The organism is Streptomyces sp. NPDC096310 (assembly GCF_044763125.1).
Classification (GTDB): Bacteria; Actinomycetota; Actinomycetes; order Streptomycetales; family Streptomycetaceae; genus Streptomyces.
The window spans coordinates 121,947-147,102 of sequence record NZ_JBIWFO010000018.1; the positions used below are offsets into that span (position 1 = coordinate 121,947).

General features: G+C 73.9%; 20 protein-coding genes and 1 riboswitch. Of the genes, 14 read left to right on the forward strand and 6 right to left on the reverse strand.

Annotated elements, in window-relative coordinates; genetic code table 11:
* The first annotated feature begins 106 nt into the window (after window positions 1-106).
* Together ACIQ7D_RS27640 and ACIQ7D_RS27645 are read left to right on the forward strand one after the other, a co-directional pair.
* Window positions 107-1,390 (forward strand): sensor histidine kinase, encoded by a 1,284-nt coding sequence (locus tag ACIQ7D_RS27640; protein WP_403941881.1) that lies wholly within the window; start codon window positions 107-109, stop codon window positions 1,388-1,390.
* Window positions 1,391-1,487: 97 nt separating this feature from the next.
* A complete protein-coding gene (locus tag ACIQ7D_RS27645) occupies window positions 1,488-2,120 on the forward strand; it encodes a response regulator (protein ID WP_403941960.1) in 633 nt (210 codons plus the stop codon).
* Between the two features lie 34 nt (window positions 2,121-2,154).
* On the opposite strand, the gene ACIQ7D_RS27650 is transcribed toward ACIQ7D_RS27645, so the two are convergent.
* Window positions 2,155-3,624, reverse strand: coding sequence for an MFS transporter (locus tag ACIQ7D_RS27650; protein WP_403941883.1), 1,470 nt, complete (start codon window positions 3,622-3,624; stop codon window positions 2,155-2,157).
* Between the two features lie 383 nt (window positions 3,625-4,007).
* On the opposite strand from ACIQ7D_RS27650, the gene ACIQ7D_RS27655 reads away from it, so the two are divergent.
* From ACIQ7D_RS27655 to ACIQ7D_RS27670, 4 genes are all read left to right on the forward strand, one after another.
* Complete coding sequence (locus tag ACIQ7D_RS27655) at window positions 4,008-5,807, forward strand: MFS transporter (RefSeq protein WP_403941885.1); 1,800 nt, start codon at window positions 4,008-4,010, stop codon at window positions 5,805-5,807.
* Between the two features lie 179 nt (window positions 5,808-5,986).
* Entirely contained in the window at window positions 5,987-6,700 is a 714-nt protein-coding gene (locus ACIQ7D_RS27660) for a class I SAM-dependent methyltransferase (RefSeq protein WP_403941887.1), read from the forward strand.
* Between the two features lie 196 nt (window positions 6,701-6,896).
* Window positions 6,897-7,808, forward strand: coding sequence for an N-acetylmuramoyl-L-alanine amidase (locus ACIQ7D_RS27665; RefSeq protein WP_403941889.1), 912 nt, complete (start codon window positions 6,897-6,899; stop codon window positions 7,806-7,808).
* A gap of 333 nt (window positions 7,809-8,141) precedes the next feature.
* A complete protein-coding gene (locus ACIQ7D_RS27670) occupies window positions 8,142-8,939 on the forward strand; it encodes a hypothetical protein (protein WP_403941891.1) in 798 nt (265 codons plus the stop codon).
* Between the two features lie 105 nt (window positions 8,940-9,044).
* Here the strand turns inward: ACIQ7D_RS27670 and ACIQ7D_RS27675 are convergent, their stop codons facing one another.
* The 4 genes from ACIQ7D_RS27675 to ACIQ7D_RS27690 all read right to left on the reverse strand — a co-directional run bounded on the left by ACIQ7D_RS27675 (window position 9,045) and on the right by ACIQ7D_RS27690 (window position 13,207).
* Window positions 9,045-9,665 carry a hypothetical protein gene (locus ACIQ7D_RS27675; RefSeq protein WP_403941892.1) on the reverse strand — a complete coding sequence of 207 codons (621 nt, stop codon included), beginning with the start codon at window positions 9,663-9,665 and terminating at the stop codon, window positions 9,045-9,047.
* A 180-nt stretch (window positions 9,666-9,845) separates the two neighbouring features.
* A complete protein-coding gene (locus ACIQ7D_RS27680) occupies window positions 9,846-10,940 on the reverse strand; it encodes a prenyltransferase (RefSeq protein WP_403941963.1) in 1,095 nt (364 codons plus the stop codon).
* Window positions 10,941-10,942: 2 nt separating this feature from the next.
* Window positions 10,943-11,713 (reverse strand): methyltransferase domain-containing protein, encoded by a 771-nt coding sequence (locus tag ACIQ7D_RS27685; protein WP_403941894.1) that lies wholly within the window; start codon window positions 11,711-11,713, stop codon window positions 10,943-10,945.
* Window positions 11,714-11,770: 57 nt separating this feature from the next.
* Complete coding sequence (locus ACIQ7D_RS27690; protein ID WP_403941896.1) at window positions 11,771-13,207, reverse strand: glycosyltransferase family 4 protein; 1,437 nt, start codon at window positions 13,205-13,207, stop codon at window positions 11,771-11,773.
* A 216-nt stretch (window positions 13,208-13,423) separates the two neighbouring features.
* Between ACIQ7D_RS27690 and ACIQ7D_RS27695 the strand changes: the two genes are divergently transcribed.
* The 3 genes from ACIQ7D_RS27695 (at window position 13,424) to ACIQ7D_RS27705 (ending at window position 16,196) form a co-directional block, all read left to right on the forward strand.
* On the forward strand, window positions 13,424-14,107 hold the full coding sequence (locus ACIQ7D_RS27695) for a TetR family transcriptional regulator (protein WP_403941898.1): 684 nt from the start codon (window positions 13,424-13,426) through the stop codon (window positions 14,105-14,107).
* A gap of 200 nt (window positions 14,108-14,307) precedes the next feature.
* Entirely contained in the window at window positions 14,308-14,658 is a 351-nt protein-coding gene (locus tag ACIQ7D_RS27700) for an STAS domain-containing protein (protein WP_403941901.1), read from the forward strand.
* Window positions 14,659-14,720: 62 nt separating this feature from the next.
* Window positions 14,721-16,196 carry a hypothetical protein gene (locus tag ACIQ7D_RS27705; RefSeq protein ID WP_403941903.1) on the forward strand — a complete coding sequence of 492 codons (1,476 nt, stop codon included), beginning with the start codon at window positions 14,721-14,723 and terminating at the stop codon, window positions 16,194-16,196.
* 77 nt (window positions 16,197-16,273) lie between these two features.
* On the opposite strand, the gene ACIQ7D_RS27710 is transcribed toward ACIQ7D_RS27705, so the two are convergent.
* Complete coding sequence (locus ACIQ7D_RS27710) at window positions 16,274-18,721, reverse strand: endonuclease/exonuclease/phosphatase family protein (protein WP_403941906.1); 2,448 nt, start codon at window positions 18,719-18,721, stop codon at window positions 16,274-16,276.
* A 316-nt stretch (window positions 18,722-19,037) separates the two neighbouring features.
* Window positions 19,038-19,110, forward strand: a riboswitch (cobalamin riboswitch).
* A 129-nt stretch (window positions 19,111-19,239) separates the two neighbouring features.
* Here ACIQ7D_RS27710 and ACIQ7D_RS27715 point away from each other — a divergent pair.
* Genes ACIQ7D_RS27715 through ACIQ7D_RS27735 form a run of 5 tightly spaced genes read left to right on the forward strand, consistent with a single transcriptional unit; the run spans window position 19,240 to window position 25,145 of the window.
* Window positions 19,240-20,586 carry a prenyltransferase/squalene oxidase repeat-containing protein gene (locus tag ACIQ7D_RS27715; protein WP_403941908.1) on the forward strand — a complete coding sequence of 449 codons (1,347 nt, stop codon included), beginning with the start codon at window positions 19,240-19,242 and terminating at the stop codon, window positions 20,584-20,586.
* On the forward strand, window positions 20,586-21,320 hold the full coding sequence (locus ACIQ7D_RS27720; RefSeq protein ID WP_403941966.1) for an SCO2322 family protein: 735 nt from the start codon (window positions 20,586-20,588) through the stop codon (window positions 21,318-21,320). Before ACIQ7D_RS27715 ends, ACIQ7D_RS27720 begins: the two co-directional genes overlap by 1 nt.
* An 8-nt stretch (window positions 21,321-21,328) precedes the next feature.
* On the forward strand, window positions 21,329-22,486 hold the full coding sequence (locus tag ACIQ7D_RS27725) for an energy-coupling factor transporter transmembrane protein EcfT (protein WP_403941910.1): 1,158 nt from the start codon (window positions 21,329-21,331) through the stop codon (window positions 22,484-22,486).
* Complete coding sequence (locus tag ACIQ7D_RS27730; protein WP_403941912.1) at window positions 22,483-24,210, forward strand: ABC transporter ATP-binding protein; 1,728 nt, start codon at window positions 22,483-22,485, stop codon at window positions 24,208-24,210. Before ACIQ7D_RS27725 ends, ACIQ7D_RS27730 begins: the two co-directional genes overlap by 4 nt.
* Entirely contained in the window at window positions 24,207-25,145 is a 939-nt protein-coding gene (locus ACIQ7D_RS27735; RefSeq protein ID WP_403941914.1) for an ECF transporter S component, read from the forward strand. Before ACIQ7D_RS27730 ends, ACIQ7D_RS27735 begins: the two co-directional genes overlap by 4 nt.
* The last annotated feature ends 11 nt before the right edge of the window (window positions 25,146-25,156 follow it).

A 25,156-nucleotide genomic window follows, 5' to 3' on the forward strand; every position in this document is an offset into this window, starting at 1 on the left:
CCGCCGAGCCGCCGGAGAAGACGTCCCTCGGCCAGGATATTTGTACCGGTCGAGTCCGTACATCCGCCTCTGCCGGGCAGCCGCGCCGCTCCGTAGCGTTCTCGGCATGACGCGGACAGCGGAGAAGAGGTTCATGGTGAGGAAGAAACGCTGCACGGGACGGCGCACGGGCAGGCCGGGACCGCCGCCCGGTTACGCCCTGCTGCCCTGGCTGCTGCTGGGGCTCGGCTCCTTCTCCAACATCCTCCAGGGCGAGACACCCGACCCTTGGATCGGCGGTATCGGTCTGCTGGTCTTCAACTCCCTCTACATCTCCGTGGTGTTCCGCGCCTTCGACCGGACCACCCGGGACAGCCCCGCCACCCGGTGGTCGCTCGTCGTGATGGGCGTGATGACCTTCGGGCTGGCCGGGGCCTACGGTGGGAGCTGGCTGCTCTTCCTCCCGCTCTTCGGACTCGCCTGCGGCAGTGTGCTGCGGGGCCGTGCGCTGGCCAGGGTGGGGATCCCGGTGAGCGTCGCCGCGGCGGTCACGGCGGCGTACCACGACGGGTGGGGCGCGGTCGGTGTCGCGTACGGCACGTTCATCTCGACGATGGTGACCGCCGCGCTCCTCACGCTCTCCGAGACGGTGATGGAGCTGCGCGACACCCGGCTGGCGCTGGCCCGTTCCGCCGTGGACCAGGAGCGGCTGCGTTTCTCGCGCGATCTGCACGATCTGCTGGGCCACACGATGTCCGTGATCGTCGTCAAGGCGGAGGCGGCGCGCAGGCTGGCGCCGCGCGATCCGGACGCGGCCCTGGGCCAGGTCGCGGACATCGAGTCGGTCGGCAGACAGGCCCTGGCCGAGATCCGGGAGGCTGTCACCGGCTACCGGGAGGGCAGTCTCGCCACGGACCTGGACCGGGCGCGCTCGGCGCTGAGCGCGGCCGGGATCGCGCCGGCCGTACGGCGGTCGGGGCCGCCGCTGGAGCCCCAGGCGGAGGTGCTGCTGGGCTGGGTCGTACGGGAGGCCGTCACCAACGCCGTACGGCACAGCGGCGCGGCCCACTGCGCGATCACCGTGGACGGCACGGCGGAGCGGGTACGGCTGACGGTCCTGGACGACGGTACGGGCGACGGCACGGGCGGGGCCGGGAAACGGACGGAGTCCGCGCACTCGACGGGCGGCGGCGACGGGGGCGAGCCGGCCGGCGGTACGGGGCTGAAGGGGCTGGCCGAACGTCTCGTGGCGGTCGGCGGGTCGCTGGAGGCGGGCCCGGCACACGGGTCGGGCACGGCACCGGAAGCCGGCACGGCACCAGGGGCGGGGTTCCGTGTCGTCGCGGTGCTGCCGGTGGACCCCCTCTCGGCCACCGGGCGTCCGCTGGACGACGCGCCCGCGCGGCCGTGAACCGGGCCGCGGCCGTGAACCGGGCGGTCGTCCACCGGGCCGCCGCCGTCGCGGCGCCGCGGGGCGGTCACCGCTCTAACCTGTGCTCGTGACGGAGATGCCCCGGGACCAGCGTCCCGCCAAGTGCGTACGTGTCCTCCTCGCCGAGGACCAGGGCATGCTGCGCGGCGCCCTCGCCCTGCTGCTCGGAATGGAGGCGGACCTGGACGTGGTCGCCCAGGTGGCACGGGGCGACGCCATCGTGGACGCGGCGCTCGCCTCGCGTCCCGATGTGGCGCTGCTCGACATCGAACTGCCCGGTCTGAGCGGGCTGGACGCCGCCGCCGCGCTCCGCACCGAGGTGCCGGACTGCCGGGTGCTGATCCTGACGACCTTCGGCCGGCCCGGTTATCTGCGGCGGGCGATGGAGGCGGGCGCGGCGGGGTTCCTCGTCAAGGACGGCCCGGTGGAGGAGCTGGCCGCCGCGATCCGCCGGGTACTGACGGGCGAGACCGTGATCGACCCCGCCCTGGCCGCCGCCGCGCTGAGCGCCGGCCCGAGCCCGCTCACCGCGCGGGAGCGGGACGTGCTCAACGCGTCCGTGGACGGCGCGACGGTCGCGGACATGGCGGAAGCGCTGCGTCTGTCCGAGTCGACGGTACGGAACTACCTGTCGGCGGCGATCGGCAAGACCGGCACCCGTAACCGGATGGAAGCGGTACGGGCGGCCCGCCGCCAGGGCTGGCTCTGACGGGCCGTTCCCGGCCCGCGTCGTCCCGGTCCCGTCACTCGTCGGACGAGGCGCGCGGCAGCCACAGCAGCATCAGCGCCACCGCCCCGAGCAGCACCCCGCACCCGGTCCTGAAGGCGAGCGCGTACCCCTCGGTCAGCGCCTGGGGCCCCGTGCCGCCCGCCGTGCGGGAGGCGGCGACGGTGGAGAGGACGGACAGGCCGAGCGCGCCGCCCATCGTGCGGGAGGTGTTGACCAGCCCGGAGACCAGGCCCGCGTCGCCGGGTGTCGCGCCCGCGGTGGCGAGGGCGGCCAGGGGGGTGGTGGCCAGGCCCAGGCCGGCCATCATCAGGATGCCGGGGCCGAGGATCACCGAGAGGAACGTTCCGTCGGCGGTCATCGTGGACTGCCAGCCGAAGCCGGCCGCCGCCACCAGCGTCCCGGTCACGGCGAGCGCGCGCGCCCCGGTCCGCGGCATCAGCCGCGGCGCGAGCTTCGAGCCGAGCACCACGCTCAGCGAGCTGGGGACGAGCGCGAGCCCGGCCTCCAGCGGCGTGTGGCCCAGGATGTTCTGGGCGTACACCGTCATGAAGAACCACATGCTGAAGGAGGCCGTGCCGCAGACGAACATCGCCGCGTTGGCCGCCGACACGGCCCGGATACGGAACACCCCCAGCGGCATCAGCGCCTCCTTCGTCCGCGCCTCCACCCCCACGAACGCCCCGAGCAGCAGCACCCCGCCCACCAGCGGCAGCAGCGTCGGCACCTGGCCCCAGCCGCGCTCCTCGGTCTGCACGATGCCGTACGCCACCGCCGCGAGCCCGGTCGTGACCAGCACCGCGCCCGGCAGGTCGAGACGGCGACCGGTGGTGTCACGGGACTCGGTCAGCCAGAGCGCGGCGCCCGCCAGGACCAGGACGCCGACCGGCACGTTGATCAGCAGCACCCAGCGCCAGGAGAGCAGATCGGTGAGGAGACCGCCGACCAGGCCGCCCGCCGCGCCGCCGCCCGCGCCGACCGCCGACCAGGTGCCGATCGCGCGGGTCCTGGCGGCGCCCGCGGGCACCGCCGAGGTGAGGATGGTGAGGGTCGCCGGGGCGAGTACGGCCGCGCCCAGCCCCTGTACCGCGCGGGCGGCGATCAACTGCCACCCCTCCTGGGCGAATCCGCCGGCCGCGGACGCGAGCGTGAAGACCGCGAGCCCGGCCAGGAAGGTCCGCTTCCGGCCGAAGAGATCGGCCGCGCGCCCGCCGAGCAGCATGAAACCGGCGAACGCGATGGCGTAGGCGTTGAGGACCCATTGGAGCCCGGGGGCGGAGAGCCCGAGGTCCGCGCGCATGGACGGCAGGGCGACATTGACCACGGAGACGTCGAGGACGACGAGGAACTGCCCGGCGCAGGCGGCCAGGATCACGGCCCAGGTGCGGGCCCCCGGTCCGGTGCGTCCGGGAGGGGCGGATATGGAGTCGGCATCGGTTTTCGCATCGCGTCGTGACTCTGAGGAGGCTCGGACCATGGCCGTCATGGTCGCAGTCGACGAGTGCCCCGTACATGGATATTTCGCCGGGCGGGAGTCTCCGGGCGGCCGGGGCCGGCCCGTTCACCCACCGTTCACCGGAAGATGGCCGCCGCGGCCGGAATACGGCGGCGGCGCCCCGGGTTGGACTGAGAAGCTTTCATGGTGCACGCACTTGACGGCCGGCCGGGTCGTGTCAAGGGCCGCACCGGGCCCGCACCCCGGCGCACACCGCGTCACACACGCCTGACGCACGCACACCCGACCCTCGTACGCCTGACGCACGCACGCCCGACGCACACATGCCCGACCCGCGCGTACGCACCCCGCACGCCCAGCTACACACACATACGTACATACCGTTACTTTCTTCTGCCCCGGAGGCCGCACATATGCCGCAGACGACGACCGATCAGCACGCCGGGGATCTCCCGGATCCGCGCCCCCGCACCCCCGGCGGCATCGTCCCCGTCCTCGCCTTCGCGGGCATCACCGTCGCGGTGATGCAGACCCTGCTCGTTCCGGTCATCAAGGACCTGCCCACCCTGCTGGGCACCGCGCCCGCCAACGCCACCTGGGTCATGACGGCGACCCTCCTCGCGGGCGCCGTCTCCACCCCGATCATGGGGCGGCTCGGCGATCTCTTCGGCAAGCGGCGCATGCTGCTCGCCAGCCTCGCCGTCATGGTGGTCGGCTCGCTGATCTGCGGTGTCACCGACGACCTGGTGATCATGATCGTCGGCAGGGCGCTCCAGGGCTTCGCCATGGGCGCGATACCCCTCGGCATCGGCATCATGCGCGACGAGCTGCCGCGCGAGAAGCTCGGCTCGGCCATGGCGCTGATGAGTTCGTCCATCGGCGTGGGCGGCGGACTCGCCATGCCCGTCGCCGCGGTGATCGCCCAGAACGCCGACTGGCACGCGCTGTTCTTCGCCGCCGCCGGTCTCGGCGCGCTGTCGATCGGGCTCACCGTCGCCTTCGTACCGGAGTCGTCCGTCCGCGCCCCCGGCAGCTTCGACTGGCTCGGCGCGATCGGGCTCTCCGCCGGGCTGGTCTCCCTGCTGCTGCCGGTCACCAAGGGCAGCGACTGGGGCTGGACCTCCGGCACCACGCTCGGGCTCTTCGGTCTGGCCCTCGTCATCCTGCTGCTGTGGGGCGTGATGGAGCTGCGCAGCGCCGCCCCGCTGGTCGACCTGCGCACCAGCGCGCGCCGCGAGGTGCTGCTCACCAACCTCGCCTCGATCATGATCGGGGTGGCCTTCTACGCGGTCACCCTCGTCCTGCCGCAGCTTCTCCAGCTCCCCGCCTCGACCGGGTACGGCCTGGGTCAGTCGATGGTGGTCGCGGGCCTGTGCGTGGCCCCGCTCGGCCTGACGATGATGCTCACCGCTCCCCTGTACGCGCGGATATCGGCCCGTCGCGGCCCGAAGGTCACGTTGATCATCGGCATGCTGATCATCGCGCTGGGGTACGGGGCGGGCCTCGGCCTGATGAACGCCGCCTGGCAGACCGTGATCATCTCGGTCGTCCTCGGCGCGGGCATCGGACTCGCGTACTCCTCGCTCCCCGCCCTGATCATCGGCGCCGTCGACCCCTCGGAGACCGGCGCGGCCAACGGTCTGAACACCCTGATGCGCTCCATCGGTACGTCGATGTCGAGCGCGGTGATCGGCATGGTGCTGGCCCACACCTCCGTCCAGGCGGGCGGGGTGGCGCTGCCGTCCATGCACGGCTTCCGTATCTCGTTCCTGATCGCCACCGGCGCGGTGCTGGTCGGGCTGGTGCTCGCGGTGTTCCTGCCCGGGCAGCGGCCCGCCGCCCGGCCGGAGCCGGCGGCCGCCGGCGAGGAGACCGGGTACGGGGCGGCCGAGCACCGGACGACCCTGGTCGCGGGCTCCGGCGGCTTCACGGGGCGGGTGCTCGACGCCGACGGTACGCCGGTCGCGCGGGCGAACGTCACGCTGATCGACCGGCGCGGCCGGCAGGCGGGCCGCGCCACGGCCGACGCGGAGGGCCGCTACACACTGCTGCCGCCGGGCGCCGGGCCCTATGTCCTGGCGGGTACGGCTTCGGGGTACGCGTCACACGCCTGCCCGGCGGAGTACCGGGGCGACGGGATCCCGGTCGCGGTCGACCTGGTCCTGGGCCAGGGTCAGGGCGCGCAGGAGCACAGCTCCGCCGTCACCACCTGACGGCTCCCGGGCGCGGGCGTGGTACGGCAAGGAGGGGGCCGGGGCGCGCGGCCCCGGCCCCCGCTCCTGGCCGGCCCCCGCTCCGGCCCCGGCCCCGGAACGGGCACGGCGGTACGGCACGATGGACGCGCCCGGCGTCCCGTCCGGCGGACCGCCGGATCGTCCGAGGAGAGAGCCCCATGACCGAAGCGGCCGCCCCGTCCGCAGCGACCGAAGCGCCCGTGCCGGGCCCGGCGCCGGGACCCGCGCCTGACGTCCTCGCCGCCTTCGAGGCGGCGAAGGGCTTCATGCCCGTCCACGAAGGGCTCGCCCTGTACGCGGCGGCCACCGAGGCCGGTGCGCTCGGCCTGCCGCTCCTGGAGATCGGCAGCTACTGCGGGCGCTCCACCCTGCTGCTGGCCGCGGCGGCGCGCGCGGCGGACACCGTCGTCGTCACCGTGGACCACCACCGGGGCAGCGAGGAGCAGCAGGAGGGCTGGGAGTACCACGACCCGGAGCTGGTCGACCCCGCCTCCGGTCTGATGGACACGCTCCCCGTCCTCCGCTCCGTACTCCACCGGGCCGGTCTCGAAGACCAGGTGATCGCGGTCGTCGGCCGCTCGCCGAAGGTGGCACGCGCCTGGGGCGACGGGCGGTTCGGCCTTGTCTTCATCGACGGCGGCCACACCGACGAGCACGCGGCCGGTGACTACGAGGGCTGGGCCCCGCGGGTCGCCGAGGGCGGGCTGCTCGTCATCCACGACGTCTTCCCCGACCCGGCGGACGGCGGCCAGGCCCCGTACCGCGTCTGGCTCCGGGCGCTCGCGTCCGGCGACTTCACCGAGGTGTCGGTGACCGACACGCTGCGCGTCCTGCGCCGTACGGCACGGGGCGCCGACGGTCCCGGCGACTGACGACGGGCCCGGCGACGGAGGAACACCGGAACCCCCGACGGGCTTCTCGGCGGCCCGCCAGGCCCCCGTCCGCACCTGGGGCGGTCCGGCCCGTCCACGGGGTTCGCCCCCGGCTCTGACCCGTCGGAGGGGTCCCCGACCCCTCCGTGGGCCCGCCCTGACCCCGATCGGCCTGTGGGGCGTCTAGCATCGCGACGTGTCGTACGACGAGAGCCCGCAGCCCGCACGCCGCCGCTTCGGCCGGCGCCCTCTCACCGTCGCGGTCGCCGCGCTGGTGCCGACCGGTCTGGCGGGGTGGCTCGTGTGGCAGGGGCTGGGCGGATCCGACGGCGCCGGCGCCTCCGCCGCGACCGCCGGGTCCGCCCCCGCCGCCTCCGCGCCCGCCTCCCCCACCGCCCCGGGCGACGGTGCCCCCGGCGGCGCCGGTCCGGCCGGGCCGCTGGCCGGCAAGGTCGTGGTGATCGACCCGGGCCACAACCCCCGTAACCGGGACCACACCGCCGAGATCAACGAGACGGTCGACATCGGTACGGCCACCAAGGAGTGCGACACCACCGGCACCGCCACCCGGTCCGGTTACGCGGAGGCCGACTTCACCCTCGACGTCTCCCGGCGGCTGCGTACGCTGCTCACCCGGGAGGGCGCCACGGTCACCTTCACGCAGGACGACGACCGCCCGTACGGCCCGTGCGTGGACGAGCGCGCCCGGATCGGCAACAAGGCGAAGGCCGACGCCGTGGTCTCCGTGCACGCCGACGGCTCCGCGGCCGGCAACCGCGGCTTCCATGTCATCCTGCCCGCCCTGGTCAAGGGCGGCGCCGCGGACACCGCCGCGATCGTCGGCCCCTCCCGGGCGCTCGGCGAGCGCATCGTCGCGGACTTCCGCCGGGAGACCGGCACCGCCCCGGCCAACTACCTGGGCGGCGGAACGGGGTTGGACGTCCGTGACGATCTCGGCGGTCTCAACCTTTCGACCGTCCCGAAAGTCTTCCTGGAGTGCGGCAATATGCAGGATTCGGCCGACGCCGCACTGCTGTCCGACGCGGAATGGCGAGAGAAAGCGGCGCGGGGACTGGCGGCCGGCATCAGCGGTTTCCTGGAGAAGTAAAGAAGAAGAAGTGAATCGCTGTGAGACCGCTGTGAGGAAGTCGCCGAAGGAGTCATGAAGAAGTCCGCGCGGCGGTCGGTGGGGCGGTTGGTGCGCACGTCAACGCAGGGGGCGGGAGCGGGGCCTGTGACGGTCCTTCGATGTCGTGGAACCGCATAACGGACCCTCGTAACGGCCCGGTACCAGGCCGGATACCCGGCAGACGACCCGATCGGGCAGACGATAGATTCATCCGTACGATAGGGAGCCGCCCCCGAGCTTCGCACCGTGCACCGCATCCTGAGCGGCCCGCGACGACCGCCCCGACGAGACGACTGACGAAGGATTCTTCACGTGAACATCCGCTCCCTCACTAGAGGCGACGGCGTGGTGATCGGAGCAGCGGTGTTGCTGTTCATCGCCTCGTTCCTCAATTTCTACGACTCGACGAGCTTCAGCAGCGGGCCGAAGGCATGGGACATCCTCGGCGTCGTGATGAGTGTCCACATCGCCGGTCTCATCGCCGCGGCCCTGATCGTCGTCTCGCGCGCGCTCCCGCAGTCCCCGAAGAAGATCGCGGGTCTGGACCTCGGCCAGTTCGGGGTCGCGCTCGCCATCTTCGTCGCCTGGACGTCCCTCTGGTACCTGCTCGGTGACGGCCGGGCCGGCGGCGGCCAGATCCTCGGCTTCTTCAGCGCCCTGGCCCTCGCGGGCGCCGCCGTGGCGGGCCCGCTGGTCCCCGCGCTGAAGGTCGCCCTCGTCGGGCCCCCGAAGCCGCAGACGCCGCAGCCGTACGGCGGCACTCCGGGCGCCCCGGGCGACCCCGGGCAGGGGTACGGCTACCCGGGCGGCCAGCAGCCGTACGGGACGCAGGGCCAGCCGCAGCCGTTCGGCGGCGCCCAGCCGGCCGCGCAGCAGTCCCAGCCCTCGCAGGGCGGGGCGGCCCCGGCGGGCGACTTCGCGCCGTTCTGGTTCGCCGTACCGGTGGCGCGTCCGCTCTTCGGCGAGGACGGCTCGCCGTCCCCGATCGCCGAACTGGCGCCGGGCACCTGGTACTTGGCCGTCGAGCAGCGCGGCCCCAGCCTGGTGGCGCAGACCCAGGACGGCCGCCGCGGCGTCCTCCAGGACACCTCGGGCATCCAGCGCGGCTGACCGCTCACGCCGTCAGGCGTACGGAAGAGGCCCCGGCTCCGGAACATCTCGTTCCGGACCGGGGCCTTCCGCGTAGGTGCCGCCGGTCGCAGCCGGCGTCGCCGGTCAGCCGGCGCCGCTGGTGAGCTGCGACAGTGAGGGCACCTTGTCCTTCACCGGCGCGCCCGCGCTCTCGCCGGCGCTCTTGATGCCCGTGATGGACTTCTCGAAGCTGCTGATGTCCGTGCCGCTCGCGTCGCCCTTGCGGAGCTTCGTCGCCATCCCCTTCAGCGAGGCGATCCCGGCCGTCAGCGGTGCCACGGCCTTCGACAGCAGCGGATCCCCCTTGGCGTTCTTCGTCGCCGCCTTGAGCCTGTTGTACGTGAAGGCACCGGCGAGCGCCGCCTTGACCAGGGCGAACTTCCGCCCCTTCGCACCCTTCTTGAACTTGCCCGCCTTGTACGGCTTGATGATCCACTGGTACGTCGCCCCGGCCGCGAGACCGGCGTTGGCGACGAAGCGGGTCTTGGCGAACTTCTGCTTCTCGGCGGAGCCGGTGGGCGAGGCCGCCGCCATCTCGGCGGCCGAGGTCACCTGGGCGGCCCCGGCGGCCTTCCCGGCCTTGGGCGACGAGGCGCCCCCGCACGCGGCCGTCGTCAGCAGCAGGGCGCAGGAGAGCAGCAGGGCCAGTGCGGCCCGGCGTACCGTGACGCGGGGTGCGCCCGGTATGTGAGGGGTGTCGGACATGGGAACCTCCCTGGCAGACTGCCTGTAGCCTCACCGGCGCCGGGTCCCGCCGCCACGCGGACTGGGCCGTTCGGGTCAGGCGGTCACGGGCGGTGGGCGCGGGCGGTCACGGCAGGTCTGCGCAGGCCGGCGCAGGCCGGCGCAGGCCGGGTCAGACGGTCACGGCAGGCCGGCGCGGGCTCAGCGGCAGCAGTCCGGTTCCAGGCCGTGCGGCAGCCGCTCGCCGCCGAAGACGGCGGTCGTCGCCTCGTCGCCGCCCAGAGCGGCCACCGCCAGCAGCAGCGAGCCCGCCGTCCAAGTGGTCAGCTCCGCGGGCCACATGCCGCGTTCGGCGCCCTCGAAGACGTACCCCGTCCAGTACATCCCGCCGTCCGCGCGCAGATGCTGGATGGACTGGAGCACGTCCAGCGCGCGGTCGGACTCCCCCATCACCCAGAGCGCCAGGGCGAGTTCACAGCTCTCGCCGCCGGTCACCCAGGGGTTGGGCAGCACGCAGCGCACCCCGAGCCCCGGCACCACGAAGCGCTCCCAACCCGCCTCGATCCGGGCGGTGGCCGGCGCTCCGGTCACCGCGCCGCCGAGCACGGGGTAGTACCAGTCCATCGAGTAGCGGCTCTTGTCGAGGAACCGCTCGGGGTGGTCGCGGATCGCGTGCGCGAGCGCACCGGCCGCCAACTCCCAGTCGGGCTGCGGTTCTTCGCGCTCCTCGGCGATGGCGAGCGCGCAGCGCAGCGCCTGGTGCACCGATGAACTGCCGGTCAGCAGCGCGTCGTCGAGCGGGGTGCCGTCCGCCTCGCGCTTCCAGCCGATCTGCCCGCCGGGCCGCTGGAGTTCGAGGACGAACTCGACCGCCGCGTGGACGACGGGCCACATCCGGTCGAGGAACGCGTCGTCGCCGGTGGCCAGGTAGTGGTGCCAGATACCGACGGCCGGATAGGCGCAGAAGTTGGTCTCCCGGCCCGCGTCGGCGGGGCGGCTCACCCCGGTGTCCGCGTCGGCGTAGGCCGCGTACCAGGAACCGTCCTCGTTCTGGTGCCGGGCCAGCCAGTCGTAGGCCCGCGCCGCCGCCTCGTGCTCGCCCGCCGCGTCGAGCGCCATGGCCGCCTCGGTGTGGTCCCACGGGTCGAGGTGGTGGCCGCGGAACCAGGGGATCGCGCCGTCGGGCCGCTGCACGGCGAGGATCCCGGCCACGGTCTGCGCGGCCTCTTCGGCGGTGAGCACACCGGGCAGGACGAGGTGTTCCGTGGCGCCGGGGCCAGGGCCGCGGCTGGGCAAGGTCACTTGACGGCCGCCGCTGAGGCGTCCGCCGAGGCCGCCGGCGCGCCGGGCGCGGGCAGGTGCGGTTTGGTCGCGTACGCCACGAAGCTCTTGCCGACGACGGGGTTGAGGAGCTGCTCGGCGACCCGGGTGGCCAGCGGCTTCTTCATGATGTCCCAGACCAGCAGCTTGTGGTACGCGCGGACCGGCAGCGCCTGGTCGTTGTCGACCCCGAAGGCGCACTTGAGCCACCAGTACGGTGCGTGCAGCGCGTGCGCGTGGTGGGTGCCGTACGGCTTGAGCCCGGCCTCCCGCATCCTGCCGAGCAGTTCGTCCGCCTTGTAGATGCGGATGTGGCCGCCCTCGACCTCGTGGTACGCGTCGGAGAGCGCCCAGCACACCTTCTCGGGGCCGTAGCGCGGCACGGTGACGGCGATCCGGCCGCCGGGGCGCAGGACCCGGACCATCTCGGCGAGCACGCCCTTGTCGTCGGGGATGTGCTCCATCACCTCGGAGATGATCACGACGTCGAACGACGCGTCGGGGAACGGCAGGTTGAGCGCGTCGCCCTCCATGGCGGTGGCCGTGGCGCCTTCCGGGGCCTCGCCCTCCGCCTTCATCGCGGCGAACCACCTGGCCACCTCGCGGATCTCCGCGCCGTTCCGGTCGAGGGCCACGACCTGTGCGCCGCGCCGGTAGCACTCGAAGGCGTGCCGGCCCGCGCCGCACCCCAGATCGAGCACACGGTCGCCCGCGGCGAGCGGGAAGCGGGTGAAGTCGACGGTCAGCACAGGGTCGTCCTGCTTTCGCGGTCGAGGGGGCGGTGGGAGCGGAGGAGGCGCGGGCGGCTACGGAGGAACGGGCCGGCCATCAGCGGTGACCCCCGCCGGGGGCGGGTCGGTCCGTACCGGGGCGGCGGGCGCGGACGCGGCGGCGGCCCGGGGGCCCCGTCTCCCGTGCTCCTGCCGGGCGATGGCCTCGCGGTACAGCTCCGCCGTCCCCTGTGCGGCCCTGGCCCAGGTGAAGCGCGCGAGGACCCGCTCGCGGCCCGCCGCGCCGAGCCGGGCGCGCAGCTCCGCGTCGTCGAGCAGCCGTCCGAGGGCGGCGGCGAGCGCGCCCGCGTCGCCCGGCGGTACGGCGAGGCAGGTCTCCCCGTCGGCGCCGGCGACCTCGGGGATCGCCCCGCCGGTGGTGGCGACGAGCGGGGTACCGGTGGCCATGGCCTCGGCGGCGGGCAGCGAGAAGCCCTCGTACAGCGACGGTACGCACGCGATCCGCGCGCCGCGCACCAGATCGACCAGTTCGGCGTCGGAGATGCCCTTGACGAACTCGACGGCGCCTTCGAGCCCGTACCGTTCGATGGCCTGCGCGACCGGGCCGTCCTCGGCGCGTCTGCCGACCACGACGAGGTGCGCGTCGGGGTGCTCGGTACGGAGCTTGGCCAGCGCCTCGACAAGATGGACGAGGCCCTTGAGCGGGACGTCGGCGCTGGAGGTGGTGACGATCCGGCCGGGGATCTCCCGGACGGCCGGGTCCGGCGAGAACAGCTCCGTGTCGGCGCCGATGTGCACGACCCGGATGCGGTCGGCCCGTACCCCGAGATGGTCGGTGATCTCCTGCCGGGAGGAGCCGGAGACGGTGAGGACGGACGGCAGCCGTCGCGCGACACGTTTCTGCATGCGGGTGAAGCCGTACCAGCGGCGTACTGAGGCCCGGCGGCGCCAGTTCTCGGCGGCGTCCAGATCGAGCCGCCGGTCGACGGTGATGGGGTGGTGGATGGTGGTGACCAGCGGCGCGCCGAGGTCGCCGAGCAGCCCGTACCCGAGGGTCTGGTTGTCGTGGACGACGTCGAACTGCCCGGCGCGGGCGGCGAGATGGCGCCGGGCGCGGAGCGAGAAGGTCAGCGGCTCGGGGAAGCCGCCGGTCCACATGGTGGCGACCTCGACGGCGTCGATCCAGTCACGGAACTCGTCGCGGCGCGGGGTGCGGAACGGGTCGGGCTGCCGGTAGAGGTCGAGGCTGGCCAGCTCGGTGAGCGGGATGCCCTCGTCGAGTACGGGGTAGGGCTGGGCGCCGATGACCTCGACATGGTGGCCGAGGCGGGCGAGTTCGCGGGAGAGGTGGCGTACGTAGACGCCCTGGCCGCCGCAGAAGGGGTTGCCCTTGTAGCTGAGGAGCGCGATACGCAGCGGCCGGTCGCCGTCGCCTGTGTCGGCTCTGCCGCCTTCGCCCCGGTCGTCCTGGGATTCCGGCCCGGTGCCCGCCGCCATGGCCTCAGCGGTCACACTCGGCCCCCTTCATCACTGCGCTCATCCTTGTCGGGCAGGTTCGCCGGAGCGTAACCGCTGTCGACAATCTGGAACAAGTTCCAGACCCGGCCGCCCACAGCCCTCGAATCTACCGGCAGGTAGCGTCGGCGCACGAGCTGGAACAGGTGATTCGCGCCACGGCGGGCGTCTGCCATGCTGTGCGCCCGGAGAGTTTCGAAGGGAGCGGCACCGATGGCAACGGCCTCGCGTCCCTGTCCGGCCGCGCTGACGGAACGCCAGGAGGCCCGGCGGCGGCGCATCCTGGACGCCACGGCGCGGCTCGCCTGCCGGGGCGGGTTCGACGCCGTGCAGATGCGCGGGGTCGCCGAGGAGGCGGGGGTGGCGCTCGGCACGCTCTACCGCTACTTCCCGTCCAAGGTCCATCTGCTGGTCGCGACGATGCAGGACCGGCTCGACCGCCTCCACACCACGCTCCGCAAGCGGCCGCCGGCCGGTGACAGCCCGTCGGAACGGGTCGCCGGGACGCTGCTGCGGGCGTTCCGCTCGCTCCAGCGCGATCCGCAGCTCGCGGACGCGATGGTCAGGGCGCTGACCTTCGCGGACCGGGGGGTCAGTGCCGAGGTGGAGACGGTGTCGCGGCAGACGACGGCGATCATCCTGGACGCGATGGCGCCCCAGGCCGCCTCCCGGACCCCCACCGCCCGGACGCGGCGGCGGACGCCCGGGGAGCCGGCACCGGAGTTACTCTCCGCGGTCCGGGTCGTCGAGCACACCTGGCACGCCACCCTCATCGCCTGGCTGTCGGGCCGCGCCTCGGTCGCGCAGGTAAGGACGGACATCGAGACGGCCAGCCGGCTGCTCGACCCGCCGGCGCGGGGCGGCCAGGAGCCGGCGCGGGGCCCGTCCGGCACGTAGTTCCGCCCGGCCCACGGTTCCGTCCCGCACACAGTCCGTCCGGCCCATAGTCGGTCGGTGGCCGGAAAGTGGCCGTAACCGGGGCATGAGGGGTGCGTCCGGGTGAGGAGACGTCAACTCCACGTAGCGGGCGGTGTACCGTGCTCGGTCGTTGTTGCGTCCGCCCGTTCACCGGAGGAGTGAGGTCCCCCATCACTGCTGTGCCGCCGTACGCCCCTCTCAGCGTCGAGATCGTCAACGGCCCGGACCGCGTTCTGGTGCAGGTCAGCGGCGAACTGGACTGCGACACGGGCCCCGACCTCTTCGCCGCCCTGGCCCCGCTCGCGCACCGGTATGTCGAAGTGGACTTCAGCCAGGTGCCCTTCATGGACTCCACGGGCCTCAGCCTCCTTCTCAGCCAGCGCCGCGCGAGCCGCAGGGCGGGCGGTGACCTGTCCCTGCTCCGCTGCTCGCCCCCGGTACGGCGGGTCCTCGACGTCACCCGCACCTTCGCGCATCTGACGGCCCCGTGCGACACCGCATCCGACCCCACGGGACCCGACCCCTTCTGATTCCGGCCGGTCACGACCCGTCATCATCCGTCACCCGGATCGTATGACTGTTCAATTGGCGCATGTTCACAGCAAATGCGCCGGGATCCGGAGCCGTCACCCCGCGCCGTTCCGTCACCGTCTGGCTGATCCCGATGCTCTGGACCCACTGCCTCGGTCTGTGGGGGCTGTCCCGGCAGAACAGTGTGTGGCGGGACGAGGCCGCGACCTGGCAGGTGGCCCGGCGCTCCACCGCGGAGACGGTCCATCTGCTGGAGAACGTCGATGTCGTGCACGGGTGCTACTACCTGCTGATGCACGGGCTGTTCACCTGCTTCGGGCCCGGGACGACGACGCTGCGGCTGCCCTCGGTGCTGGCCATGGGGGTGGCGGCGGCCTGTGTGGCGGTCATCGGGCGCCGGCTGGCCGGTTCGGGTGCGGGCCTGGCGGGAGGGCTGGCGTTCGGGCTGCTGCCGGCCGTGCAGTTCCATCTCCAGGAGGGCCGGCCGTACGCCCTGGTCACGGCCGGGGCCGGGATCGCGACGCTGCTGCTGGTGACCGTGGTCCAGGGGCGGGCCCGGACGGTGCACTGGGCCGGCTACGGCTCCACGGTCCTGGTGTGCGGGCTGCTCAACTGGCTCTCGCTGCTGATACTGCCGGCCCATCTGGTGACGCTGGTCCTGACGCGGGCCGGACGCGGGGTCTGGATCCGCTGGGCGATTGCTTCGGCGGTCGCGGTGGCGGGGGTGGCGCCGCTGGTCCTATTCAGCCGGAGCCAGGCCGCGCAGGTGTCCTGGATCCCGCCGCTGACCTGGCACATGATGATCGGCCCCGCGGTCCTGCTGCTGATCGGTGGCGCCGGCGCCGTACTGGACCGGCCCCGGGCGGGCCGGCCGTCGGTGGCGGCCGTCGGACTGCCGCTGCTGGCGGTGCCGCAACTCGGCCTCCTCGGCGCTTCCCTGGTCCAGCCGCTCTTCCTGGACCGGTACATCCTCTTCAGCATGCTGGGGCTGGCGCTGCTGATCGGTACGGCCGCCGGCTCGGCGGTACGGGCGGCGCGGCCCCGCCTCCCGGAGGTGTCCCGGTGGCTCCTGCCCGCGATGGTCGCCGTGGCGACGGTGGCGCTGCTCCCGCAGTCGCTGGCCAAACGCTCCCCCGAGAGCCGGGTGGACGATGTCCTGGCCATAGCGTCGGATGTGCGCCGGCTGAAGAAGAGGACCGGCGGCGCGGTGCTCTTCGTACCGGCGGCGCGCCGGGACACCGCGTCCGTCTCCCCCGGCGCCTTCACCGGTCTGCGGGACATAGCGCTGGCGCGGAGCCCGGAGAAGTCCGGGACGCTGAAAGGTGTGGAGGCGGCCCCGGACCGGATACGTGAGGCGATGCTCGCGCAGCGACGGATCCTGCTGGTGACGGACGCGCCCGCAGTGGCGACGCCGGTGACGGCCGAGCGGGACCGGGTGAAGGTCTCCGTGCTGCGGCAGCACTTCACGCCGGTCGCCGACGAGCAGGTCCGCGGCCGGCGGGTCACGGTGTACGAACGGCTCGTACCGGCCCGCTGACCCGCCGGCCTCCGTACGGGATGTGGCGTGCGGGGGCCCCACGCACGGGGCCTCCGCACGCCACCGGCGCAGGCGGGTCAGCGGATGCGGACCACCTGCGGGTCGTGGTCGCTCGCCTGGTCGGCGAACTCGGCATTGATGTGGACGACCTCGTAGTCGGGCTTCTTGACGCCCGCGCTGACCAGGATGTGGTCCAGCGTCTGCGAGTTGCCGTCGTACACGTAGCTGTAGCGCTCGTTCTTCGGGAGCTTGTCCATCAGGTCGGTGAGGACCTTGCCCTTGGTGAGGGCGGCGACGGGCGCGGAGAACGGGTAGTCGTTCAGGTCACCGAGGACGACGACCTTGGCCTTCTTCTCCTGGGCGAGCAGACCGGTGACGAAGGTGTTGACCTCCTTGGCCTGCGCCAGGCGCTGGGTCTCGGAGCCGAGGACCGGCGGCTGGAAGCGGCTGTGCAGCGACTGGTCGCCGCCCTTGGAGTTGAAGTGGTTGCCGATGACGAAGACCTGCTCGCCCCGGAAGGTGAACTCGCCGACGAGCGGCTTGCGGCTGCTCTTCCACGCGTCGGAGGTGGGGTTGATCCGGCCCGGGGAGACGGACAGGGTGATGCCGTCCTTGCCGCCCTTGCCCGTCCTGGGGGCCTTGACGACCTTCGTGGCGGTCGTGGCGTCGCCGCCAGGACGGTCCACGAAGCTGACGCGCTTGGGGTTGAAGAGGAAGACGTTACGGATGTTGCCGCCGGGCTCGCCGCCGTCGACCTTGTCCTGCGGGTCGACCGAGCGCCAGTCGTACGTGGGGCCGCCCTGGGCCTTGATCGCCGCGATGAACTGCGCGAGGGTCTTGTCGGCGGCGACCGTGCCGTCGTCCTTGGCGCCGTTGTTGTCCTGGATCTCCTCCAGGCTCACGACGTCGGGCGAGGAGAGGTTCTTGACGACGCCCTCGGCCAGCCGGTCGAACTTCGCCTGCGGGTCGGTCGGGTCGAGGTTCTCCACGTTGTACGTGGCCACCGCCAGCTCGTCGGCCTTCGCCTTCTTCGCCACCTCGGGCTTGAGGCCGCCGGACGTCACCGTGCCGAGCGTGGTGGCCTGGAGGCCGTAACCGCCGTAGTTGGAGTAGTCCAGCACTCCGGTCGTCGCGCCGGTGAGCGTGTCGCCCACGTTGGCGGCGGCCTTCTCGCCGGTGAGCGAGGCGACCAGCAGACGGCCCGAGTTGGGCTGGGCGTAGGAGCCGTAGAGCGTGCCGCCGCGCGCGGTGGCGTTCTGCTGGGGCTTGGTGGTGACCCACGTCTCGCCGTACGCGTTGGAGGCGCCGACCACCCTGGTGTTCTTGACCTGGAGGAGCATGCCCTCGCGGGACTCCAGCCAGTCCAGGGCGAACGTGCCGGGCTTCAGGGCCAGCGGCTCGATGTTCGCGCCCTTCGCGTCGGGCGCGTAGGCCTCGGGCAGTGTCTTCGCGTCGATGACCTCGGCGGCGGGCAGCGCGTTGCCCGAGGACAGGACAGTGGAGGTGGGGCCGGTCAGCTCCGTGACGGACTGGTTGCCGCTCGCGGCGCCGCCCGGGTAGTACTCGGTGACCTTGCCGCTGACCAGGACCGAGTCGCCGACCTTGACCTGCGGGGTGGCGGAGCCGGTGAAGACGAACACGGCCTCGCTGGTCGCCGGGTCCTTGTCCGGATTCGGATCCTGGAGCCAGTAGCCGCGCGAGGAGCCGGTGGCGCGTACGGCGGTGACGATGCCGGGCACGTCGGTGACGGTGGCCCCGGCGTGCGGGGAGATCCGGGTGGCGCCCTGGATGTCGTGGACGCGCAGCTCGCCGGGGGTGGTGCTGGTGGGCGAGGGGGTCGGGGAGGGCTCCGAACCACCGCCGCCCTCGCCCGCGCTGTTGCGGGGGGAGGGCGTGGCGCCGGTGAAGTCGGCGGAGTTGTTGTCCGTGTCGGTGAGCGCCGCGTTCCTGGCCACCGAGGTGGTGTTGCCCGCGCCGGTGGCCGGGGTGGTCTCCCGTACGACGGCGGTGCCGAAGCCGACCACGTCCTTGACCGTGGCGTCGGCCGTGCAGTCGGCGGCGGTCAGGCAGGTCAGCGCGGTGGTGGAGTGGACGAGTGCGACGGTGCCGCTGCTCGCCGACATCGCGATCGTGCCGGCCGCGTCCGGGGTGGGCAGGGCGGTGTCGCCGCCCGCGCCCTTGCCCTCCTCGACGAGATAGCTGCCGCCGGCGGGGATGGCCCCGGTCAGCGGGGTGACCTGCCACTTGGAGGTGGCGGTGGGCGAGCCGCTGAGGTACTGCACGGACCAGCCGGTGAGGTCGAAGGCGCCGTCGCCCGCGTTGCCCAGCTCGATGAAGTCGTTGGTGAGGGTGGCTCCGGAGTTGCCGCCGCCACCGAAGACCTCGGCGATCACGGCGTCCGGGGACGGGGTCGCCTGGGCGGTGAAGGGCAGGACGACGAGGGAACCGGCGAGACCTACGGGGAGCGCCAGCGCGACGATCTTCGCGCGTCGGCCCCGGAAGGCCGGGGGTATGGAGGAAGGCACGAGTGACTCTTTCTGTTACTTGGGCTGCGACTTCCGGCGGGCCCCCCGTGGGTTCCTTCGGTGACGTCGCGGATGAGCGTGATGGCGGAAAAGTCGGCTCAAGATACGCGCGTAGATCCTGCCCGAACAAGAGGTACCGCACACCAAGAGGCAAGTGTTTCCCGAGTGTTCGCCGGATTTAACCTGGTTGTCGGGAAGGAGCGCTCCGGGGCGCCGCACCGGCCGGCCCGGCGACGGGGAGTACGGCGGGCCGGGGCCGGGGAGGCCGGCGGGAGCGGGCCGGTAGAGTGGGCGGGTCGTCATCATGCCCGTATGGAGGGAAGCCGGTGCGAATCCGGCACTGACCCGCAGCCGTGAGCCGTCGTCACCGGCGGCGAGTCGGAATGCTTCGTACGCGGTCGTGACCGGCTCATGCCACCGGCAACCGCCGGGGCAGGCATCGTCGAGGTACACGAGGCCGGAGTCTGGTGCCTGAGTGTGCCTGGTGTCCGGCTCGCGCAGGAGAGGCCCAGCAGCCCATGACCACCGTTCGCCGCTGCACCGCGGCGCTCGCCGTATCCGCCGTGCTCTGCGTGGTGTTCGCCCCGGCCGCCTTCGCGGGCGGCGACGTCCCTCCCGCCTCCGGCTCCTCGTCCGCCCCCTCCGCTTCTCCTTCGGCGTCCGCGCCCGCGCCGGCGCCGGCGGTGAAGGTGCCGCACGGGCTGTACGGGGAGAAGGACCCCACGTACGACGGTGTCTGGCGGCAGTCCCTCGCCCTGCTGGGCCAGGCCGCGGCGGGTGTCAGGCCCTCCGACGACGCCGTGCGCTGGCTGAAGAGGCAGCGGTGCGCGAACGGCGGGTTCGCGGCGTTCCGCGCCGACCCGGCCGCGCCCTGCGACGCGGGCACCCTCGTCGACTCCAACTCCACGGCGGTCGCCGTCCAGGCGCTCTCCTCCCTCGGCGACCAGCGGCCCTTCATGGCGGCGAGCGTGGCCTGGCTGCGCTCCACCCAGAACAAGGACGGCGGCTGGGGCTACACCCCGGGCACGCCGAGCGACGCCAACTCCACCTCCCTGGCGATCGGCGCGCTGACCTCCGCCGGTGTCCGGCCCACCTCGATGCGTGTGCCGCAGAGCGACCCGGACGGCAAGCACGCCTACGACGCGCTCGTGGATCTCTCGATCCCGTGCGACGCCGGATCGGGCGCGGACGCCGGGGCCTTCGCGTACCAGCGGGACAAGAGCGGCAAGCTGACCGCGAACGACGACGCCACGGCGGCGGCCGTACTCGCCGGGCTCGGCAAGCGGCTGGTCAGCGCGCCCGTCACGGCGGGCCCCGCACCCACCTGCGTACCGGCCACCGGCTCGAAGCGGCCCTCCCCCGAGCGTGCCGCCCGTAACGGCGCCGCCTATCTGGCCGGGGTGCTCTCGGCCACCGGACATCTCGACCAGCCGCCGCTGCCCGGTACCGAGGGCGGCGAGGCCGCGCCGACGCCGGACATCGGGAACACGGCGGACGCGGTGGTCGCGCTGACGGCGGCCGGTTACGGGGACCAGGCGACCGGCGCCCTGGAGTGGCTGAAGAAGAACTCCGGGACCTGGGCCCAGCAGCAGGGGCCCGCCGCGTACGCCCAGTTGATCTTCGCCGCGTACGCGACCGACACCGATCCGCGCAACTTCGGCGGGATCGATCTCGTGGAGCGGCTGAACGCGACCGGCCCCACCCCCAAGTCCGTGGCGCCTACCGAGCCGCGCCCCGGTAACGCGGCGGAGAGCGCGATCGCCGACAGCGGCGCCTCGGTGCTCCTGTGGGTCGCCGGGATCGGCCTGGCCGCGGCGCTCGGGACGGGGTTCCTGCTCAGCCGCAGGAAGACCCGGCAGCCGTGATACGCGTACGGTGCGCCCTCGCTCCGGTGGTGGCGCTGGGGCTCGTGCTCGGTTCCGGGGCGGGCGGCGCGCAGGCCGCCGGTTACCGCTACTGGTCGTTCTGGCAGACCACCGGCGGGAGTTGGGCGTACGCCACTCAAGGACCCGCCGTGCTCAGGCCCGCCGACGGCACCGTCACCGGCTTCCGCTTCGCGGTGAGCGCGGACAGCGGGGACGCGGCCCGGCCGCGCACCGCGCCGGACTTCGCCGCGGTCTGCGCCGCCACCCCGGCACGGGACGGCGCCAAGCGGATCGCCGTCGTCGTCGACGCCGGTACGGCGGCGGACGCCCCGGCCGGGGAGGAGCCGCCCGCGCCCCGCGCGCGGTGTGCCCGGGTCGGCACGGACGCCACCGCCGCCGACGCGCTCGCCGCGGTGGCGAAGCCGTTGCGGTACAACAGCGCCGCGCTGCTCTGCGCGATCTCCGGCTACCCGGAGTCGGGCTGCGGGGAGCAGGTGCCGACCCCGGGAGACACGCCGTCCTCTGGAAACTCGCCGTCCTCGGGGGACACGCCGTCCTCGGGGAACCCGCCCTCCCCCGGAGCGTCCTCCCCCACGTCCGGCGCCGACCGTACGGGTGCCGCCGGCCCTGAGCGGGACGGCGGCGGTCCGTCGCTCGGCCTCTTCGCGGGCCTCGCCGCCGTGGCCGTGCTCGCCGCCGCCGGGGTGTGGCAGGCGCGCCGCCGGCGCGGCTGAACCGCCCCATGGACCGCACGACACACCGCCCCGCGGACTCCGCCCCGCCCCGCCGTACGGCGCGGGCGCCCGAGGCGAACCGGTTCAACGCCCTGCACGCCGGGGCCTGGTGGCTCTGGGCGCTCGGGCTGGCGGCGGCGGCCTCCCGTACCACCAACCCCCTACTGCTCGGAGTGCTCGTCGGGGTGGCCGGCTATGTGGTGGCGGCCCGCCGTACGGACGCGCCCTGGGCCCGTTCGTACGGGGCCTTCGTCAAGCTGGGGCTGGCCGTGCTCGCCGTCCGGCTGCTCTTCTCGGTCTTCCTCGGCTCGCCGGTGCCCGGCTCGCACGTCCTGTTCACGCTGCCCGAGGCGGCGCTGCCCGGCTGGGCGGCGGGGGTGCGGATCGGCGGCCGGGTGACGGCCGAGCAGGTCGTGTTCGCGCTGTACGACGGCGCGAAGCTGGCCACGCTGCTGATCTGCGTGGGCGCCGCCAACGCCCTCGCCAACCCGGTCAGGCTGCTCAAGTCGCTGCCGGGCGCGCTCTACGAGGTGGGCGTCGCCGTCGTCGTGGCGATGACCTTCGCGCCGAACATGGTCGCCGACGTCGCGCGACTGCGCACCGCCCGCAGGCTGCGCGGCCGGTCCAGCGGCGGGATCGGGGCGGTGCTGCGGATCGGACTGCCGGTGCTGGAGGGCGCGCTGGAGCGTTCGGTGGCGCTCGCCGCCTCGATGGACGCCCGGGGGTACGGCCGTACCGCGCAGGTCCCGCCCGCCGTACGGCACACCACCACCGCGCTCACCCTCGGCGGGCTGCTGGGCGTCTGCGCGGGGGTGTACGGGCTGCTCTCCACGGCGGGCGGCGGATACGGCATCCCCCTGCTGGCGGCCGGGGCCGTCGCCGCGGCGGCCGGGCTGCGGCTCGGCGGGCGGCGCTCGGTCCGTACCCGCTACCGGCCGGACCGCTGGGGCCCCCGCGCCTGGCTGGTCGCGGGGTCGGGCGCGGCCGTGGCCGCCGTGCTGATCGCGGCGGGCGCCGCCGATCCGGCGGCGCTGCACCCCGGCGTCGTACCGCTGGAGGCCCCGACGCTGCCGCTGTGGCCGGCGGCGGGGATGCTGATCGGGCTGCTGCCCGCGTTCGTCGCGCCCGCCCCAGAGCCACCGCTGTCCGAGGAGCCGACACCGTGATCCGATTCGAGCAGGTCTCGGTGGAGTACGCCGACGCCACCGACAGCGGCCGGCCACCGGCGATCGGCGGGGTCGACCTGACCGTGCCCGAGGGTGAACTGGTGCTGCTCGTCGGCCCGTCGGGGGCCGGCAAGTCGACCCTGCTGGGGACGGTCTCCGGCCTCGTCCCGCACTTCACGGGCGGCACGCTGCGCGGCCGGGTCACCGTCGGCGGCCGGGACACCCGTACCCACAAGCCGCGCGAACTCGCCGATCTCGTCGGCACCGTCGGCCAGGACCCGCTCGCCCACTTCGTCACCGACACCGTCGAGGACGAACTGGCGTACGGCATGGAGTCGCTGGGCCTGGCGCCCGACGTGATGCGGCGCCGCGTCGAGGAGACGCTCGACCTGCTGAGCCTGGCCGAGCTGCGCGGCCGGCCGATCGCCACGCTCTCCGGCGGGCAGCGGCAGCGGGTCGCGATCGGCTCCGTACTGACCCCGCACCCCAAGGTGCTGGTGCTGGACGAACCGACGTCGGCGCTGGACCCCGCGGCGGCCGAGGAGGTGCTCGCGGTGCTGCAACGGCTGGTGCACGACCTCGGCACGACGGTCCTGCTCGCCGAACACCGGCTGGAACGGGTGGTGCACTACGCGGACCAGGTCATCCTGCTGCCGGGCCCCGGTCTGCCCCCGGAGATCGGCGCGCCGGAGCGGATCCTGGCCGTGTCACCGGTGTATCCGCCGGTGGTGGCGCTCGGCAGGCTGAACGGCTGGGATCCGCTGCCCCTCTCCGTACGGGACGCGCGGCGCCGGGCGGCGGGGCTGCGCGCACGGCTGGCCGGGGCGGCGCCGGTGGCGGTCCCTCCCGTACGGACGCGGCCGGACCCCGGCGCTCCGCGACCGGCGGTACGGCGCGGGCTGGGGGATCTGCTCCACCGGCGCCCCGCGCGGGCCGGGGAGGAACGCGGCGCCGGCGCTGTCGTGGCGGTCGACGGACTGCGGGTACGGCACGGGCGGACCGAGGCGCTGCGCGCCGTGTCGCTGACCGTCGCGCCCGGCGAGACGGTGGCCCTGATGGGCCGTAACGGTGCGGGCAAGTCCACGCTGCTCTCCGCCCTGGTGGGGACGGTCGTGCCGACCGCCGGGACGGTACGCGTCGGGGGCCGCGCCCCGCACCGTACGCCGCCGCGCGAGATGGTCCGGCACGTCGGTCTGGTGCCGCAGGAGCCACGCGATCTGCTGTACGCCGAGACGGTCGCCGCCGAGTGCGCGGCGGCCGACGAGGACGCGGGCGCGCCGCCCGGCCGCTGTCTGGCCCTGGTCGGGGAGCTCCTGCCGGACATCGCGGGCACCACGCATCCGCGCGATCTCTCCGAGGGGCAGCGGCTGGCGCTGGCGCTCGCCGTGGTCCTGACGGCACGGCCGCCGCTGCTGCTCCTGGACGAGCCGACGCGCGGTCTCGACTACGCGGCGAAGGCCCGGCTGGTCGCGGTGGTGCGCACGCTGGCGGCCGAGGGGCACGCGGTCGTCCTGGCGACGCACGACGTGGAACTCGCCGCCGAACTGGCCCACCGGGTGGTGATCCTGGCCGACGGCGAGATCGTGGCGGACGGCCCGACGCCCCGGGTGGTGATGGCGTCGCCCGCGTTCGCGCCGCAGGTCGCCAAGGTCATGGCGCCGCAGGAGTGGCTGACGGTGGCACAGGTGCGTACAGCGCTCGACACGACGGCGGAGACCCCGTGACCGGCCGGGCCGCACCGGCGGCGGCCCCCGGGCGGGTACGGGCGGTACGGGCGAGGCGTGCGGTGCGCGCGGTGCGGCTGGGGCCGCGCGCGGTCTGCGCCCTCGCCCTGACCGGCGCGACCGGGGTGGCCGCCTTCGGCTGGCCGCTGCTCGCGGCGCCCGGCTCCGGACTCGCGCACTCCGGCGACGCCCCGTGGCTCTTCGCCGCGCTGCTCCCGCTGCTCGTGGGGGTGGTCGTGGCGACCATCGCCGACTCCGGTCTGGACGCCAAGGCGGTGGCGATGCTGGGGGTGCTGGCCGCCGTGGGCGCCGCGCTGCGGCCCCTGGGCGCGGGGACGGCCGGGCTGGAACCGATGTTCTTCCTGATGGTGCTGAGCGGCCGGGTCCTGGGGCCCGGATTCGGTTTCGTGCTCGGCTCGGTGACGATGTTCGCGTCCGCGCTGCTGACCGGCGGGGTCGGTCCCTGGCTGCCGTTCCAGATGCTGGCGATGGGCTGGTTCACGATGGGCGCCGGGCTGCTGCCGGGCCACGGGCGGCTGCGCGGCCGGGCCGAAGGGGCGATGCTCGCGCTGTACGGGGCGGGCGCGGCGTTCGCGTACGGCACGGTGATGAACCTCCAGGGGTGGACGTACCTCGGCGGACTGTCCTCGGGCATCTCCTTCCACCCGGGCGACCCGCTCCAGACCAACCTGGCGCGCTTCCTCGCGTACTGCGCGGCGACGTCCTTCGGCTGGGACCTGGGCCGGGCCGTACTGACGGTCGTGCTGACGCTGACGGTCGGCCCGGCGCTGCTCAGGGCGCTGCGCCGGGCCACGCGCCGGGCGGCGTTCGACACGGAGGCGGTCTTCGAGGGCGAGGCGGTCCCCGAGGAGGAGGGGGCGGGAAAACGGGCGGAGAGGCGCGCGGCGGACGGGGACGCCTCCGTCCGTCCCTGAGCCCCTCCCCC

What these genes read in the sequence shown, in the direction of transcription:
- ACIQ7D_RS27640 (WP_403941881.1), top strand. Translation starts at nt 107, where the DNA reads ATGACGCGGACAGCGGAGAAGAGGTTCATGGTGAGGAAGAAACGCTGC.
- ACIQ7D_RS27645 (WP_403941960.1), top strand. Translation starts at nt 1,488, where the DNA reads ATGCCCCGGGACCAGCGTCCCGCCAAGTGCGTACGTGTCCTCCTCGCC.
- ACIQ7D_RS27650 (WP_403941883.1), bottom strand. Translation starts at nt 3,624, where the DNA reads ATGACGGCCATGGTCCGAGCCTCCTCAGAGTCACGACGCGATGCGAAA.
- ACIQ7D_RS27655 (WP_403941885.1), top strand. Translation starts at nt 4,008, where the DNA reads ATGCCGCAGACGACGACCGATCAGCACGCCGGGGATCTCCCGGATCCG.
- ACIQ7D_RS27660 (WP_403941887.1), top strand. Translation starts at nt 5,987, where the DNA reads ATGACCGAAGCGGCCGCCCCGTCCGCAGCGACCGAAGCGCCCGTGCCG.
- ACIQ7D_RS27675 (WP_403941892.1), bottom strand. Translation starts at nt 9,665, where the DNA reads ATGTCCGACACCCCTCACATACCGGGCGCACCCCGCGTCACGGTACGC.
- ACIQ7D_RS27695 (WP_403941898.1), top strand. Translation starts at nt 13,424, where the DNA reads ATGGCAACGGCCTCGCGTCCCTGTCCGGCCGCGCTGACGGAACGCCAG.
- ACIQ7D_RS27705 (WP_403941903.1), top strand. Translation starts at nt 14,721, where the DNA reads ATGTTCACAGCAAATGCGCCGGGATCCGGAGCCGTCACCCCGCGCCGT.
- ACIQ7D_RS27715 (WP_403941908.1), top strand. Translation starts at nt 19,240, where the DNA reads ATGACCACCGTTCGCCGCTGCACCGCGGCGCTCGCCGTATCCGCCGTG.
- ACIQ7D_RS27725 (WP_403941910.1), top strand. Translation starts at nt 21,329, where the DNA reads ATGGACCGCACGACACACCGCCCCGCGGACTCCGCCCCGCCCCGCCGT.